The 14,162-nt window shown below is 68.7% G+C and carries 13 protein-coding genes; 3 read left to right on the top strand and 10 right to left on the bottom strand.

Annotation, left to right across the window (positions count from 1 at the left end; all coding sequences use genetic code 11):
- Both RKE40_RS28345 and RKE40_RS28350 read left to right on the top strand, forming a co-directional pair.
- On the top strand, positions 1 to 237 hold a 237-nt coding region (locus tag RKE40_RS28345), incomplete at its 5' end, for a hypothetical protein (RefSeq protein ID WP_316021507.1).
- Between the two features lie 93 nt (positions 238 to 330).
- Positions 331 to 1,689 (top strand): esterase-like activity of phytase family protein, encoded by a 1,359-nt coding sequence (locus RKE40_RS28350; protein WP_390893562.1) that lies wholly within the window; start codon positions 331 to 333, stop codon positions 1,687 to 1,689.
- 36 nt (positions 1,690 to 1,725) lie between these two features.
- On the opposite strand, the gene aspT is transcribed toward RKE40_RS28350, so the two are convergent.
- The 3 genes from aspT to RKE40_RS28365 form a co-directional block, all read right to left on the bottom strand.
- Positions 1,726 to 3,393, bottom strand: a complete 1,668-nt coding sequence (aspT, locus tag RKE40_RS28355) for an aspartate-alanine antiporter (RefSeq protein ID WP_316021508.1) — start codon at positions 3,391 to 3,393, stop codon at positions 1,726 to 1,728.
- A 128-nt stretch (positions 3,394 to 3,521) separates the two neighbouring features.
- Complete coding sequence (locus RKE40_RS28360) at positions 3,522 to 4,742, bottom strand: COG3904 family protein (protein ID WP_316021509.1); 1,221 nt, start codon at positions 4,740 to 4,742, stop codon at positions 3,522 to 3,524.
- Positions 4,743 to 4,920: 178 nt separating this feature from the next.
- A complete protein-coding gene (locus RKE40_RS28365) occupies positions 4,921 to 5,859 on the bottom strand; it encodes an aldo/keto reductase (RefSeq protein WP_316021510.1) in 939 nt (312 codons plus the stop codon).
- A gap of 222 nt (positions 5,860 to 6,081) precedes the next feature.
- Here RKE40_RS28365 and RKE40_RS28370 point away from each other — a divergent pair, with 222 nt between their 5' ends.
- Positions 6,082 to 6,921, top strand: a complete 840-nt coding sequence (locus RKE40_RS28370) for a universal stress protein (RefSeq protein ID WP_316021511.1) — start codon at positions 6,082 to 6,084, stop codon at positions 6,919 to 6,921.
- Positions 6,922 to 6,942: 21 nt separating this feature from the next.
- On the opposite strand, the gene RKE40_RS28375 is transcribed toward RKE40_RS28370, so the two are convergent.
- The 7 genes from RKE40_RS28375 to RKE40_RS28405 all read right to left on the bottom strand — a co-directional run bounded on the left by RKE40_RS28375 (position 6,943) and on the right by RKE40_RS28405 (position 14,036).
- Positions 6,943 to 7,518 (bottom strand): ATP-binding protein, encoded by a 576-nt coding sequence (locus tag RKE40_RS28375; protein WP_316021512.1) that lies wholly within the window; start codon positions 7,516 to 7,518, stop codon positions 6,943 to 6,945.
- Positions 7,515 to 9,080: a putative bifunctional diguanylate cyclase/phosphodiesterase gene (locus RKE40_RS28380; RefSeq protein ID WP_316021513.1), complete on the bottom strand. Its 1,566-nt coding sequence runs from the start codon at positions 9,078 to 9,080 to the stop codon at positions 7,515 to 7,517. Before RKE40_RS28380 ends, RKE40_RS28375 begins: the two co-directional genes overlap by 4 nt.
- A 250-nt stretch (positions 9,081 to 9,330) precedes the next feature.
- Entirely contained in the window at positions 9,331 to 11,154 is a 1,824-nt protein-coding gene (gene typA, locus RKE40_RS28385; RefSeq protein WP_316021514.1) for a translational GTPase TypA, read from the bottom strand.
- A gap of 137 nt (positions 11,155 to 11,291) precedes the next feature.
- Positions 11,292 to 11,948: an SdpI family protein gene (locus RKE40_RS28390; RefSeq protein WP_316021515.1), complete on the bottom strand. Its 657-nt coding sequence runs from the start codon at positions 11,946 to 11,948 to the stop codon at positions 11,292 to 11,294.
- Entirely contained in the window at positions 11,945 to 12,250 is a 306-nt protein-coding gene (locus RKE40_RS28395) for an autorepressor SdpR family transcription factor (protein WP_316021516.1), read from the bottom strand. The genes RKE40_RS28390 and RKE40_RS28395 overlap by 4 nt, the downstream gene beginning before the upstream one ends.
- Positions 12,251 to 12,334: 84 nt before the next feature.
- Positions 12,335 to 12,712: a hypothetical protein gene (locus RKE40_RS28400; protein WP_316021517.1), complete on the bottom strand. Its 378-nt coding sequence runs from the start codon at positions 12,710 to 12,712 to the stop codon at positions 12,335 to 12,337.
- Positions 12,713 to 12,737: 25 nt separating this feature from the next.
- The gene (locus RKE40_RS28405) at positions 12,738 to 14,036 is read right to left on the bottom strand and encodes an ABC transporter substrate-binding protein (protein WP_316021518.1); all 1,299 of its coding nucleotides are present in this window, start codon (positions 14,034 to 14,036) and stop codon (positions 12,738 to 12,740) included.
- Between the last annotated feature and the right edge of the window lie 126 nt (positions 14,037 to 14,162).

Genomic DNA, 14,162 nt, shown 5'->3' on the forward strand with positions numbered 1-14,162 from the left:
GCGGTCGGCAGGCCGGTCTTCCCCACCCAGCCGGTCGAACGGGTTGCGGCCGTGCTCGCCATCCTGGCCAAGGGCGGTGCGCCGCTCGATGCCGAGGCGATCGCCTTGCGGTTCCGGCAGGGGCTCAAGGTCCGCCCGGCCATTCGCGCCGTCCTCGTTTCGCTGGCGCGGGTCGGCGAAGTCTCGACGGCCGATGGCGGCAGGCGCTTCGGCCGCCGGTTCGCCGCGCTCGGCTGAGGACTGTCGCGCAAGCGTCACGTGGCTGTCGCGCGGCTGCAAACTCCGGGCGCGAAGCGGGGCCTTCCGCTCTTCCCAAACCCGGAGTCCTCCATGCGTCTGCGCCTCGCCGCCGCCCTGCTTCTCTCGTCCACCATGCTCGCTGGCGCGCAGGATGCGCAAAAGGAGTTCCCGGCCAAGCTGGTCGGTCACGCCTTGCTGCCGGCCAACACCATCATCCCGGCTCCGGCCGATGCGCCGGCCGATCTCAAGGTCTCCGGCAAGTTCATCACGCCCGGCAAGCGCGTCGAGCAGGTCGGCACGGTTATGGGCACCTCGGTCGGCCGCCCGACCGGCCTTTCCACCCCCTTCGCCGGCCAGCCCGTGCAGGGCTTCTCCGGCATCCGCTCGCTGGGCAATGGCGAGTTCCTGGTGCTGACCGACAACGGTTTCGGCGCCAAGGCGAACTCGCCGGACGCGATGCTGTTCTTCCACCGCCTCAAGGCCGATTTCGAGGGCGGCAAGATCGAGCGGCTGGCGACCACCTTCCTGCACGATTCCGACAAGAAGGTGCCGTTCCGCATCGCCAATGAGGGCACCGAGAAGCGCTATCTGACCGGCGCCGATTTCGACCCGGAATCGATCCAGCCGATCGGCGGCAAGATCTGGATCGCCGAGGAGTTCGGTCCCTACCTCATCCGTGTCCACGCCAACGGCAAGGTCGAGGCGGTGTTCGAGACCCTGGTCGACGGCAAGCCGGCCCGCTCGCCCGACCATTACGCCGTGACCACGCCGGGCGCGCCCAACCTGCCGGTCGAGTTCAATGTCCGCCGTTCCAAGGGCTATGAGGGCATGGCGCAGTCGCCGGACGGCCGCTTCCTTTACCCGCTGCTCGAAGGCCCGCTCTGGAATGCCGAGACCAAGGGCAATGAGGAGGTCGACGGCAAGGAAGTGCTGCGAATCCTCGAATTCGACGTCCAGAACGAGAAGTGGACCGGCCGCTCCTGGTTCTTCCCGCTCGCGCAGAAGGGCCTCGCCATCGGCGACTTCAACATGATCGATGCCACCACGGCGCTGATCATCGAGCGCGATAATGGCGAAGGCACCGCCGACAAGGCCTGCGCCGCCGGCCAGAAGGGTCCGGACTGCTTCCACGACCTCGCCAAGCACAAGCGCATCGTCAAGATCGAGATGAACGACGCCAATGTCGGCAAGGCCGTGCGCCGCATCGGCCATGTCGACCTGATGAAGATCGCCGATCCCGACAAGAAGGCGAAGCAGGGCGCGATCGACGGCGTGCTGCCCTTCCCGTTCTTCACCATCGAGAACGTCGACGTCGTCGATCTCGCCAACGGCATCATCGTCGTCGGCAACGACAACAACCTGCCGTTCTCCTCGTCGCGCGACCCGAAGAAGGCGGACGACAACGAGCTGGTGCTGCTTCAGGTCAAGGAGCTGCTCGCCGCCAAGTGAGGCGCCGAGCGAACTTTAGCGTCGTCGCTGGGCTGGTCAGCCGATCAGCCCAGCCATGGCGACCACGACCGGCCCCATCAGGGGCAGCAGCACGTTCGAGATCGCATAGGTCACGGTGTAGCCGATCACCGGGATCGAATTGCCGGCGAGCGAGACGAGGGCGCTGATCGAGGGCGTGCTGCAATGCTGGCCGGCGATCGCGCCGAGCAGGATCGGCCCCTCGATCTTGAGTAGATAGCGGCCGATATAGAGCGAGGCCAGCGCCGGCAGGGCCGAGACCAGGACCGAAAGCACCGGCAGGACGAGGCCGTACTGCTTGAGCAGCGCGAAGGCATCCGGCCCGACCGAAAGCCCGACCGCCGCGATGAAGGTCGCCAGCCCGAAATCCTTCATGAAGGCCGCGGCCTCGGACGGGATCGCGCCGCCCTGCGGCCGGTGCATGTGCAGCCAGCCGAAGACCAGACCGGAGACCAGCGCCCCACCGCCCGTGCCGAGTGTGAGGTTGAGCGCCCCGATCTTCAGGCTGAGCTCGCCGAGCAGCAGGCCGGCGACGATGCCGAGGCCGAGCATGACGAAGTCGGTCGCTGCATTCGGCGACAGCAGATGGCCGAGCTCCGGACCGGCGCGGGTGATCGCGCCATCCGTACCGTAGAGGGTCAGGATGTCGCCCTGTTCCAGGATGGTGCCGGGCAAGGCGGGAATGCTCTGGCCGAGCCGGCGTATCCGGGAGATGAAGACGCCGCGCCGCTGCTCGGCACTGGCGAGCCGGCGCAGGTCGCGGATCCTGCGGCCGCGGACCTCGCGCCGGGTCAGCACCACCTCGCGCTCGACTAGCGGGACATTGGCGCCGACCGGCAGCGGTACCTCGGCGCCGAGCCGCTCGCTGATCGCGATGACGGCACGCCGGCGGCCGATCACCAGCACGATGTCGTCGGCCTCGAGCATCGTCTCGGTGGTCGCCTTCTCGAAATTGCCGCCGCGCCCGACCAGCGTGACCGTCACGGCGCCGCTGACGCTGTTCTCGAAGGCGCCGACGCTGGTACCGCCGATCGCGCCGGCGCGGAAGCCGCGCGAGACGATCTGCGGTACGCCGTTCTCCTTGGCCGTATCATCCTCGGCCCCGAGCTCGCGGGCAAGCGCCGCCGAGGCCTCGCGGACGTCGATCCCGAGCAGGAGCGGGCCGATCTGCGTGGTGAAGACGACGATTGCGACGAGGCCGAACAGATAGGTGATGCTGTAGGCGGTCGCCATGTTGCCTTGCAGGCGGGTGATCTCGGCCGCGGGCAAGGCGAGGCGCGTCATCGCCTCGGAAGCGGTGCCGAGCACCGCGGATTCGGTGGCCGAGCCGGCGAAGAGCCCGGACGCCGTGCCGGCATCGAGCCCGAACAGCACGATCGCCGCGGCGAGCAGCAGCAGCACCGTGATGACCTCGACGAAGGACAGGATGCCGTAGCGCCAGCCGCCGCGGATGTTGTTGAAGAATTGCGGTCCTGCCGTGAAGCCGAGCGCGTAGATGAACAGCGCGAAGGCGACGTTCTTCAGGTCCGGGCTGATGGTGACGCCGAGCTGGCCGATCGCCAATGCCACGAACAGCGTGCCGCAGACGCCGCCGACCGCGACCGAGCCGATCCTGATCTTGCCGATCAGATGGCCGAGAGCCAGCGAAACGAACAGGGCGACGACCGGTTGCGCGATGAACGACACGATGAAGCCCCGCCATGCTGCCAGCAGCGAGGCTGACTATCGGCGGCGTTCCGCGCGCAGGCAAGATGGCCGGGAGAACAATGATCGCAGGCCGGGGGACCGGCGATAATGCCTGCCGGCTGCCGGCCTCAGCAGACCGCGGCGCGCAGCGCCGGCGCCAGCAGCAGCTCCGAGGCGGAGCCGGTCTGGATCCAGCTCTTGGCCGAGGCGTCGTCCTCGCGCGGGTCGATCCGCAGGACGATCTGTTCGAGGTCGCCGAGGCGGCAGAGCTGCTCGCGCGCGATCTCGGTGGTCATCGGCCCTTCCGGCTGCGAGCCGTCCTCATTGCTGGCGACGATCGGTGCGGCGCCGGGCAGGCCGATCGTGACCGTGCGCAGCCGCGTCGCGATCGGGGCATTGCCGGAGAGCAGCCGCATTCTGAGGCCGACCTCGCCGGGCTGGCTGCCCTCGCGGACGGCGAGTTCGAGCCGGATCTCGCGGCCGCGATGCTGGCCGAAGCCGATATTGCCGAGGATCGCCGGGGCGATGCGGCGGTCGGCCGGGGCGGGCGCGGCCTCCGAGCGCTGTTCGGAGAAGATCGCGGCTGCCGGCGAAAGCTGCGTCGCGATGGTCGTTGCGCGCATCTCCTCGGGGCGGAGATAGCGCATCGTGTCGGCCGGGGTCGACACGGTCAGCTTCAGGAAGGAGCGGTCTAACCCCATCGCGTCGAGATGGCGGGCGATCTTGGCGTCGATCTCGCCGGTCGCCTGCTCCTGCTTGACGGTGCGGGTTTCCTTGCGCTCGTTGACCAGCTCGCGCCGCTCGACCATGCGGTCGCCCTCGCGCCGGCGCACGATCTGGTAGTCGCGCACCGTCGTCGTCTCGGTCTCGAGAATGGTCTGCTGGTGCACGCCGATACGCGATTGCGGCGGGATGATGCGCCTGACGCCGCCCGCGAGCACGAAGGTGCAGGCCGAGGAGCAGAGCGGGCTGCGCTCGTCGATGGTGCCGAGATTGGGGTCGCGCTGGGTCAGCACGGTGCGCGCCACCGCGATGTCGAGCCCCTGCTGGCGGATCAGCTCGCCCATCGCGATCGCGACCTCGACCGTGCCGCCGGTCGAATAGATCAGGATCGGCAGCTTGCGCCCGCCGAGCCCGGCAAGGGCGCGGCGCAGCTCCTCCAGCGTGTCGTTGGTGATCGCGCCCTGGGCCGAGAGCCATTCCCGGCAATGCGGCTCGCATCCTGGCTCGGCGCTGCGCACCGGGACGATCCGCATCGGCTCCGGAGCCGGCGCAGGCTTGTCCTGCGCCGCTGCCGGCAAGGCGAGCAGCGAGAGGGCGAGCGCCAGGCGGGAGGCGATGCGCGACACGATACCGGGAGACTCCATGAAGAGGGCGCGCAAGGGAACCTCAGGCGCGCCGATTTGACAACCGTTTCCGGCGGCCGAGCGTTCGCGGCGCCGTTGCGGCTTCGGCGACAGGGCCGATGCTTCACACCGCCGGTTGGGCGGCTTTGAGGCGTTCTCGCGACGGACTAATGGCCTGCGCTCAGGCCGTGATCTTGTCGATCTCCGCCAGTTCCTCGGCGCTCAGGGCCCATTCCGCGGCCTTCACATTGGCGGCGACCTGCTCCGGCCGGGTCGCGCCGGCGATGACGCTCGAGACGACGGGCTGTGCTGCGAGCCAGGAGAAGGCGAGCTCGACCAGCGTCTTGCCGCGGGCTTCGGCGAAGGCGGTGAGCTTCTCGATCCGCGTCCAGTTGGCGTCGCTGAAGATCTCGCCGGCGCGCTGCGGCAGCTTGGTCAGCCTCGCGCCCTCGGGCATCGGCGCATTGCGCTTGTACTTGCCGGTCAGCGCGCCGTTGGCGAGCGGGAAATAGGGCAGGAGCCCCATGCCGTAATGCCGGGCGGCCGGGATCAGCTCGCGCTCGGCGCCGCGCACCAGCAGGCTGTACTCGTCCTGGCAGGAGGCGAAGCCGGCGACGTTGATGTCGCGCGCCGCCCAGGCGGCGTCGGCCATCTGCCAGGGCGCGAAATTGGAGCAGCCGATATAGCGGACCTTGCCCTGGCGGGTCAGGTCCTCGAGGGCGCGCAGCGTCTCGTCGATCGGCGTCAGCGGGTCGAAGCGGTGGATCTGGTAGAGGTCGAGCCAGTCGGTCCTGAGCCGGCGCAGCGAGTCCTCGACGGCGTTCATGATATAGGCGCGCGAGCCGCCCTTCTTGATGCCCTCATCGTCCATGTTCATGCCGAACTTGCTCGCCAGCACGATCTGCTTGCGGCGCGCGCCCAAGACCTCGCCGAGAGCCGTCTCGGAGCCGCCGCGCTCGCCATAGATGTCGGCGGTGTCGAACAGGGTGATGCCGTGCTCGATCGCGGCGTCGACGACCTTGCGGGTCGCGTCCAGGTCGATACGGCCGCCGAAATTATTGCAGCCGAGGCCGACGAGCGAGACGCGCAGGCCCGAGCGGCCGAGATTGCGGGTGAGCATGGTGTCCTCCTCCTCCGAGAGCCGCACACAGGACCAGAGCCGTGGCGGGCCGGCAAGCGCGCTCTTCGCGACCCGCGGGCTGCGCCGGGCGCAGGGCGGCCGCGTTCACCATGCTCGCGGGGCGGATGGCGCACGACGCGGCGACGATTGACCGAACGCAAAGCAGCGGCAGAATGATCGGGTAGAGTTGCTCCAGGAACCCATGAAACAGCCGGAGAACCCATGGCCCCGATGATCAAGAGCGTCTTCACCGCTTACACGGAAGAAGGCGAGGGCGAGCGCGACTCGGCGCTCGGCTATGCCCTTTCGCTCGCGCAGCAGGCCGGCGCGCATCTGACCGTGCAGGCCGCCGCGATGCGCTACAACATCCCGGGCACGCTGATCGGCGATTTCGGCGTCGCCTTCGTCGCGCCCGAGAACCGCCGCATCACCTCGCTGGCGAAGCGCTTCGGCGAGCTGGCGCGGACGAGCGCCGCGCTCGCCGGCGTCAACGCCACGGTCGAGACGCCGGAGCTGATCTATGCCGAGCTCGGCGGCTGGCTGGTGAGCCAGGCCCGCGTGCACGATCTCAGCGTGCTCGATCTCGAGAAGGACGCCGCCCAGCGCGATCGCGGCCTGATCGAGGCTGCCCTGTTCGACTCGGGCCGGCCGGTGATCATCGTGCCGCCGGGCGTCGAGACCTTTGCCGCCAAGCGCATCCTGATCGCCTGGGACGGCAGCGCGACCGCCGCCCGGGCCGTGGCCGAGGTACGGCCCTTCCTGGCGGGCGCCGAGGTCGAGATCCTCTCCGTCACCGGCGAGAAGGACCTGTCGAAATTCGTCGCCGGCGCTGAGCTCGCGCCGCATTTGTCGCGGCATGGCGCCGCGGTCAGCGTGCGCAACGTCGCCCTCGCGACCGGCCAGGACGTGGCGGAGGCAATCCGGATGGCGGCGGCCGAGTTCGGCGCCGACCTCGTCGTCTGCGGCGCCTACAAGCATTCGCGCCTGCGCGAATGGATCCTTGGTGGCGTCACCCAGTCGCTGCTGAAGGCGAGCCCGCGGCCGCTGCTGATGAGCCGCTGACCGGGCAGGGCGGGCGGCCGCTCAGGCGGCCCGCGCCCAGCCGATCCGATCGAGGATCTCGCGCGCCAGCTCCTGCGGCGCGCGGCCATCGGTCTCGACGACGAGGACGTCCGCAATGTCCTCGTCCGCCAGGCGCTTCGACTGTTTCAGGCTGCGCTCGATCTGGGCGTCGCGGCCGGCCCCGGCTTCGCGCCGGTCGAGGCGCTGCCGCAGGCTGTCGTCGCCGGCACGCAGCCGCACCACCGTGATCCGCGCATCCGGTATCGCGGCGAGGATCCAGCGCTTGTCGAAGGCGACGTGGATCATCACGCCCGACATGATCAGCCTGCTGTGGCCGAGCGCGCGATAGGTCGTCCAGAGCGCGGCGAGGTTGAGCTGGCTGACATCGCGGGCGCCCGGTGCCAGGGCCGATAGCGCGGCGGCGTCGGGCTTGGGAAAGACCCTGTCGAGTTCGTCGCTCTCGATCGCCGCATGAGCGACCCCGGCCTCGGCGAGCAGGCCGCCCAGCTCCCAGCACAAGGTCGACTTGCCGACCCCGGCCGGGCCGGTGATCAGCAGGATCTCGACCTGAGGCTCGACCGCCGCGGTGCCGTTCACAGCACGCCGGCCGGGGATTGCTCCTGCCGCGCCAACTGCCGGGCGGCATCGGCCGACAGCAGCGGCGACGCGCTCTGGCCTTCCCGGATGCCGGAGGCGAGCAGGGCGGCACCGCCTGCCGAGCCAGCGATGCCGTCGGCACTGACCGCGACGCCCAGCCCTTGCCCCAGCCCAGCGAGCGCCCGCACGACGCTCGCCGCCTCCTCGTCCTGCATGTTGGAGATCAGGCGACGGTCGATCTTGACCTTGTCGAAGCCGAATTCCCGGATGTGATAGAGGCTCGAATAGCCCGTGCCGAAATTGTCGAGCGCGACCCGCACCCCCGCCTGGCGCAGGGCGCCCAGCGCCGCTTTCGCGGCATGCAGATCATGCACGATGGCGCTTTCCGAGATATCGACCTCCAGCCGTGAGGGCGGCAGACCCGCCGTGTGGATGGTCGCGAGCACGCCGTCGCTCAGCGCGCGGTTCTTGAGCTGGGCGGGCAGGATGTCGACCGACAGGACGATCTCGTCGGGCCATTCGCGCGCCGCCTGGCAGGCGATGGCGAGGACACGCCCGGCAAGCTGGTGGATCAGCCCGGTCTCCTCGGCGACCGGCAGGAAGCGCTCAGGCGGAAAGCGCTCGCTCCCCTCGACGACCCAGCTCGGCACCGCTTCGAACCCGGTCACCCTGCCGCTGGCGAGATCGATCGACGGGCGGAAACGCGGCCTGATCTGATCCTGTTGCAGCGCCTCGCGCAGTTCGCGTTCGATCTGCTGACGCTGGCGGACCAGGCGGTCCATGTCTTCCTCGAAGAAGCGGAAGGCGGAGCGGCGCTCGCCCTTGGCGCGATAGAGTGCGAGATCTGCCTTGCGCAGCACCTCGGGCGCCGTCTGTGCGTCATCGGGCAGGAAAGCGATGCCGATGCCGGTCGCGACGCGGTGTTCGACCCTGCCGATCACGATCGGTTCGGCCAGGCTGTCGATGACGCGCATCGCGATGTTGGCGCTGGCCTCCAGCCCCATCAGGTGCTGGGCCAGCAGCACGAACTCGTCGCCGCCGAGACGCGCCACCAGGTCTCCCTCCCGGACTGAACGCAGCAGGCGCTCCGCCACGATCAGCAGCACCTCGTCCCCGGTGCCATGGCCATAGCTGTCGTTGATCTGCTTGAAGCCGTTGAGGTCGAGCAGGTAGACCGCGTGCACCTGCCCCTGTGCCGGCGGCGAGGCGGCGGCCATCGCCAGCGCCTCCTCGAACTGGCGGCGGTTGGCGAGGCCGGTGAGCGGGTCCTGATAGGCGAGCTCGCGGGCCCGGCCTTCGGCCGCGATGCGCCGGGCCATTTCGCGCTTCTGCTCGATATAGCGACGCGCCGCGAAGATCAGCAGGCCGACGGCCAGCACCGCGCCGATCAGCAGCGCCTCGTCGAGCTCGATCGCCTTCTGCGCCGCCGGTACGCTGCCTTGCGTCACGAAGATGTCGACCGCGTAGGCGACGTAGGTGACGACGAGCACCACGGCCAGGACCATGCCGAGGTCCTGCAGGCTGGCACGGTGCTTAGCGATGACGTTCCAGACTCTCGACAAGCAAGCCTCCCGACCCCGCGAGACGACGCTCACCTCGCTCCGGTCGGCCGCCTAGTACCCTTGCCGGATGCTCGTTACCAGCAATCCGGAGATGATCGCGGCAATTCGCCAGGAGAGCAACTCTGTCCCGGCCGGCCCTGTGCCGGCGGCGCCCCGGTGCGACCGGCTCGGGAGGAAGCCGGAGCGGCAGATAAAAAACGGCCCGGGCGATTGCCCGGGCCGTGCATGGATTGATTCAGGCCAGAGCCTCTCAGGCCACTTCGGCCTTCTGCTTCTGCGAGCGCTTGCGCTCGTTCGGGTCGAGGATCGACTTGCGCAGGCGGATCGACTTCGGCGTGACCTCGACGAGCTCGTCATCGTCGATCCAGGCCAGCGAGCGCTCCAGCGTCATCCGGATCGGCGGCGTCAGGCGCACCGCCTCGTCCTTCGAGGTCGTGCGGATGTTGGTGAGCTTCTTGCCCTTGAGCACGTTCACTTCGAGATCGTTCTCGCGGGTGTGCTCGCCGACGATCATGCCCTGGTAGACCTTCCAGCCGGGCTCGATCATCATCGGGCCGCGATCCTCGAGGTTCCACAGCGCATAGGCCACAGCCTCGCCGGTCTCCATCGCGATCAGCACGCCGTTGCGGCGGCCGCCGATCTCGCCCTTGTAGGGCAGGTAGTCGTGGAACAGCCGGTTCATGATCGCGGTGCCGCGGGTGTCGGTCAGCAGCTCACCCTGATAGCCGATCAGGCCGCGGGTCGGAGCGTGGAAGACCAGGCGCAGGCGATTGCCACCGGAGGGGCGCATCTCCAGCATGTCGGCCTTGCGCTCGGACATCTTCTGCACGACGACGCCGGAATGCTCCTCGTCGACGTCGATCACGACCTCTTCGATCGGCTCGAGAAGCTGGCCGCTCTCGTCGCGCTTCAGCACGACGCGCGGGCGCGAAACGCCGAGCTCGAAGCCCTCGCGGCGCATGGTCTCGATCAGGATGGCGAGCTGGAGTTCGCCGCGGCCGGAGACGATGTAGCTGTCCTTGTCGGTGGCTTCCTCGACCTTCAGCGCGACATTGCCCTCGGCCTCCTTCAGCAGGCGGTCGCGGATGACGCGCGTCGTGACCTTGTCGCCTTCGGTGCCGGCGAGCGGGGAATCGTTGACCATGAAGGTCATCGACACGGTCGGCGGGTCGATCGGCTGGGCCGCGATCGGGGTCTCGACCGACGGGTCGCAGAAGGTGTCGGCGACCGAGCCCTTGACCAGACCCGCGATCGAGACGATGTCGCCGGCGATGGCCTCTTCGATCGGCTGGCGCTCGAGCCCGCGGAAGGCGAGGATCTTCGAGATGCGGCCGGTCTCGACGACCGTGCCGTCGCCGGAGAGCACCTTGATGGTCTGGTTCGGCTTGGCCGTGCCCGAGGTGACGCGGCCGGTAATGATGCGGCCGAGATAGGGATTGGCCTCGAGCAGCGTGCCGATCATCCGGAACGGGCCTTCCTCGACCTTCGGCTCCGGGACGTGCTTCAGGATCAGGTCGTACATCGGGGCGAGGCCCTGATCCTGCGGGCCGGCGGGGTCATGCGCCATCCAGCCCTGCTTGCCCGAGCCGTAGAGGATCGGGAAGTCGAGCTGCTCGTCATTGGCGTCGAGCGCCGCGAACAGGTCGAAGACCTCGTTGATGACTTCCTGGACGCGGGCGTCGGGCTTGTCGACCTTGTTGATCGCGACGATCGGCTTGAGGCCGAGCTTCAGCGCCTTCGAGACCACGAACTTGGTCTGCGGCATCGGGCCTTCGGCGGCGTCGACCAGCACGATCGCCGAGTCGACCATGTTCAGGATGCGCTCGACCTCGCCGCCGAAGTCGGCGTGGCCGGGGGTGTCGACGATGTTGATGCGGGTATCCTTCCAAACCACGGAGGTGGCCTTGGCCAGGATGGTGATGCCGCGTTCCTTCTCCAGCTCATTGGAGTCCATCACGCGCTCGACCACGCGCTGGTTGTCGCGGTATGTGCCCGACTGCTGCAGCAGCTTGTCGACGAGCGTGGTCTTGCCGTGGTCGACGTGGGCGATGATGGCGATGTTACGCATGGACATGCGGGAAACGGCCTTGGTTCAAGACCGCGAGCCGGCGGGGACAGCCCGGCCGGCGCAGCCTGTGCGTGAATGGAATCTGAGGTTAGTTGCGCTGCACATAAACGCTGGAGGGCGTTAGGGCAACCTGCAAGGCTGCTTCAGCTGCGCGCGACCCGTCGCGAGAGCCAATAGGAATAGCCGGTGCTGCCGGCGAGGAGCAGGGCGAGCCCGCCGAGACAGGCGCTCGCCAGCACGAGCGGCGGCGCCCCGGCGAGTGCGAGCGCGACGAGGCCGACGCCGAGCCCGACGGAGGCCCGGCCGTAGAAGCGCTGCGTCTTTTCCCAGACAGTCCGGTCGGCGAGGGTCCAGGGCGTCCGGACACCGAGCAGCAGCATCGGCCGCGCCTTGCCCGCGACATTGCCGGTGGCGATCAGGAAGAGCCCGAGCAATGTGCTCGTCAGACGCGGCACGTCGGGGGCGAGGCCGAGCGCGTTGCCGACCAGCAGGGCATGGCAGGCGGCGAGTACCAGGATCAGCGCATACCAGGTCGTGACATAGGCCTTGCCCGAGCAGGCGAGATTGGCGGCGCGAGGCTCCAGCCGCGGCAGCAAGGCGAAGAGCATGGTCGCCGCCAGGGCAATGCCGGGCATGAGCAGGAAGGCGATCCAGGCGTCGGCGAACCCGTCCGGGCGGCCGTGCACGTCGAAATGCACCGCGATGCGCGCATCCGCCGGCATCTGGCCGAGTGCGAAGGCCGAGGCGGCGAGCATGACCCCGATCAGGCCGAGGCTTGCGAGGAGCGGATGGCGGATCATGGCTTATCCTTCTGGAGCCTGGAGGGCAGCGACCGGGATTCCAGGACGAGCCCGAAATGGTCGAGGAACAGGCACATCGCTTCTTCGAGGACGGAGAGGTTCAGATGGTAGGTGACGGTGGTGCCGCTTTTCTCGCTCTGGATCAGGTTGGCCTCGCGCAGCACCGCGAAATGGCCGGACAGGGTCGGCTTGGCGAGCTCGAAGCGGGCGGCGATCTCGCCGGCCGTCAGGTCCTTCTCCCGCAGCAGGCGCAGGATCTCGCGCCGCGTCGGGTCGGAAAGGGCTTTGAAGACTGCGCTCATGTTTGGTATTTAGGAAAACACCGAAATAAAAGCAAGCGGCTTTCGAGGTGCATTCGACGAGCCGCGGCTACCCTTGGCCGAGGCTTATTTCCGGCAGGCGAAGGGCATGAAGGTGCTCGACAGGCCGGCATTCATTCCGGCCATCACCATGATGTTGGCGAGGTTGAGCTCTTCCGTGCTGCGGGGGCAGACATCCGGCGGCGTCTGGCAGCCGGAGGCCATGAAGGCGTCGTGCCGGGCGAGGAACTCCGGGCCGAGCCCCTTGGTGCCGAAGCGACGGGTCGCCTCGTCATAGGCCGTGCGATAGCGCTCGCATTTCACCGCCGGCCAGTTCTCGCCGCCGCGCGGCTGCGGCTGCGGCTGCGGCTGCGCCAGCGCGGCGGGGCCGGCGAGCAAGAGGTCGACGGCAAGGGCGGCAGCAAGCAGTATGACGAGGCGCGCGAGCGGCTTGGATCCGGGCATGTTTTTTTTCCGTGCTGGTGCCGGCTCAGCTGGCCGGGCCTTGCTCGCTCAGGGCGAACCTTCGTTCGACGATGGCGCGGCCGAGTTGATCCATGGCGAGGCGATAGGCACTGACGCCGCCGGAATCGATGTCGCCCCGCGAATAGCTTGCCACCACTTCGGCGAGAACGGCGTCGGCCCGCCGCTCCAGTCCGGCAAGCGCCGTCTCGTCGGGCGCGGCGCGGACCGCGCCGAGCAGCTCGACCATTTGTCCGAGCCCCGCCATCGCCCGCTTGCGCCGGGATGCGCTTTCGATGCCGAGCACGCCGGCCGCGCCGGAGCCGAGCAGCGAGAGCGCCATGACGCCGAGATAGAACCAGTCGCCATAGAGCTCGAAGAAGGTCTCCTGCTCGCCATCGATGAAGGCGGCGGCGCCGCTATGGACCGCGAGCGGCGCGTCCTTGTCGGTCGCAGGCGTTTCCAAGCCCTGGATCGCCGGCAGTTCGGTGGCGAGCGCGACGCGCAGCGACAGGACCGCGCTGACCAGATCGGCGACGCGGCTGTCGTCGAGCGACTGCGCCGCCATCAGCCGCGAGGTGATCGAGATCGTCGGCAGGTTCTCGGCTGGCAAGGGCGGGTCGCCGCCCAGCGCACCGCGCACGATCTCGCCGGCCTCGACCGCCCGGTTGCGGGCCGCGAGCGCATCGGCCTCGCGGATCGGGATAATGCCGGGCTCGTCGCCGAAGGCGGCGCGCAGGCGCTGGGCAGCGTCATTGGCGGTGCGGGCGCTGATCGCGCCGACGGCGAAGAAGGCGTCGATCCGTCCCTCGCGGGCGGCGGCGATCACCATGTCCCGCGTCAGCCCGACGATCTCGACCTCCTCGGGCTGGACGCCGTATTGCGACAGCACCAGCTTCAACAGGTCGATATTCTCGGCGGGATTGCGGATCACGCCGATGCGCTTGCCGCGCAGCCCGGAGACGCGGTCGATCGGTAAGGTCTTCGCCGTGATGAAGAACGGAAAGGAGCGGCGCGTGATCAGGGCGGTGTCGGCCTTGGCCGGCAGCGCGATATCGGGCCGGACGATGGCGAGGTCGACCTCGCCGGCATCGATCTTCCGGGCACTCTCGGCCGACCCTTCGGTCAGGATCAGGCGCAGGCGCACCGATTTCTTTTCGCGGCTCAGGCCCTGGACGAAGGCGGCGGCCATGCGCGCATCGTCGGAGCCGAGCGGCCCGACGGCGAGCTTCAGCGTTTTCGGCTGGCTCCAGATATAGACCCCGAGCGCGACGAGACCGGCCGTCAGCAGCAGGCCCGCCAGAACCGCAAATCCGCGCCGCCCCATGGCTTGTCTGCTCTCGCCCCGTTCTTCGCCGATCGCTCTCGACCGTCATCATGTCACAAGTGCGGCAGCGGGGGGCGGCAAGAAGTGTCCGCAAGAAGAACGTGCAGAATTTGGGCGGCAGCCGTT

Source organism: Allobosea rubneri (assembly GCF_032464875.1).
GTDB classification, from domain to species: Bacteria; Pseudomonadota; Alphaproteobacteria; order Rhizobiales; family Beijerinckiaceae; genus Allobosea; species Allobosea rubneri.

What these genes read in the sequence shown, in the direction of transcription:
- RKE40_RS28350 (WP_390893562.1), top strand. Translation starts at nt 331, where the DNA reads ATGCGTCTGCGCCTCGCCGCCGCCCTGCTTCTCTCGTCCACCATGCTC.
- RKE40_RS28365 (WP_316021510.1), bottom strand. Translation starts at nt 5,859, where the DNA reads ATGCTCACCCGCAATCTCGGCCGCTCGGGCCTGCGCGTCTCGCTCGTC.
- RKE40_RS28370 (WP_316021511.1), top strand. Translation starts at nt 6,082, where the DNA reads ATGGCCCCGATGATCAAGAGCGTCTTCACCGCTTACACGGAAGAAGGC.
- typA (WP_316021514.1), bottom strand. Translation starts at nt 11,154, where the DNA reads ATGTCCATGCGTAACATCGCCATCATCGCCCACGTCGACCACGGCAAG.
- RKE40_RS28390 (WP_316021515.1), bottom strand. Translation starts at nt 11,948, where the DNA reads ATGATCCGCCATCCGCTCCTCGCAAGCCTCGGCCTGATCGGGGTCATG.
- RKE40_RS28395 (WP_316021516.1), bottom strand. Translation starts at nt 12,250, where the DNA reads ATGAGCGCAGTCTTCAAAGCCCTTTCCGACCCGACGCGGCGCGAGATC.
- RKE40_RS28400 (WP_316021517.1), bottom strand. Translation starts at nt 12,712, where the DNA reads ATGCCCGGATCCAAGCCGCTCGCGCGCCTCGTCATACTGCTTGCTGCC.
- RKE40_RS28405 (WP_316021518.1), bottom strand. Translation starts at nt 14,036, where the DNA reads ATGGGGCGGCGCGGATTTGCGGTTCTGGCGGGCCTGCTGCTGACGGCC.